Raw genomic sequence first — 1,210 nt, forward strand, 5'->3', positions numbered from 1 at the left:
TCGCCCGGCACCTCGTGGGTGTGCACGGGGTGCGGGATCTGTTGCTGGTGTCCCGGCGCGGTTCGGCTGCTCCCGGTGCGGGTCAACTCGTCGCTGAGCTGGAGCAGTTGGGTGCGCGCGTCGATGTGCGGGCGTGTGATGTGACCGACCGTGCGTCGCTGGCCGGCGTGCTGGACGGGGTTCGGCTCGGTGCTGTGGTGCATGCGGCCGGTGTTCTTGATGACGGTCTGATTGCCGATCTGTCGGTTGAGCGGGTGGGCAGGGTGGTGGCGGCCAAGGCCGAATCAGCCCTGCTTCTGCATGAGTTGACGGCGGATCGTGAGCTGTCGGCGTTTGTGTTGTTCTCGTCGTTCGCGGGCGTCGTGGGTAATGCCGGTCAGGCGGCGTATTCGGCGGCGAACAATGTGTTGGATGCGCTGGCGCTGGTGCGGCGGGCTCAGGGTCTGCCTGCTGTGTCGTTGGCGTGGGGTATGTGGGCGAACGCCGATGGTATGGGCGGGACGCTGGGTGAGGCGGAGCTGGAGCGGATGGCTCGGCAGGGTTTCCCGGCGTTGGAGACGGGCGAGGGGCTGGCTCTGCTCGATGCTGCTCTGCTGGTGAACGAGCCGGTCACCGTCCCCGTCGCCCTCCGCACCTCGGCACTCGGCGAGGCGGGCCAAGGCGCCCTGCCCGCTGTCCTGCACGACCTCGTACCGCTTCGGGCCCGTCGGCGCACTGCCGGTGCTGCCACGGCAGCCGGCGGCGAGCTGGCCCGCCGCCTCGCGGGGCTGGCACCGGTCGAACAGCGCAGGGCCCTGCTGGAGTTGGTTCAGGCGCAGGTCGCCGTCGCCCTCGGCCATGCGTCGGCGGCGTCCGTGGACGAGACCCGCAGCTTCAAGGACCTCGGGTTCGACTCGCTGACCGCCGTCGACCTGCGCAACCGCCTCGGCTCCGCCACCGGCATCGCACTCCCGGCCACCCTTGTCTTCGACCACCCGAACCCGAACTCACTCACCGACTTCCTCCTCGAACAGGTCCTCGGAGAGATCTCTGCGCAAGCGCCCTCGCGACCGCGTGTCCAGATGGCGACGGCCTCCGACGAGCCGGTTGCGATCGTGGGGATGGGGTGTCGTTTCCCGGGTGGTGCGGATTCGGCTCAGGGGTTGTGGGAGCTGGTGGCGGAGGGCCGGGATGGGTTGTCCGGGTTGCCGACGGATCGGGGTTGGGACCC

Annotated in this window: 1 protein-coding gene; it reads left to right on the forward strand. The window is 69.7% G+C overall.

What is annotated here, in order from left to right; genetic code table 11:
• Window positions 1-47: 47 nt before the first annotated feature.
• The coding region (locus EAO75_RS44125; RefSeq protein ID WP_261989706.1) for a beta-ketoacyl reductase at window positions 48-1,210 on the forward strand (1,163 nt) is incomplete at its 3' end.

Origin of the sequence: Streptomyces sp. UW30 (assembly GCF_008042075.1) — a bacterium.
Classification (GTDB): domain Bacteria; phylum Actinomycetota; class Actinomycetes; order Streptomycetales; family Streptomycetaceae; genus Streptomyces.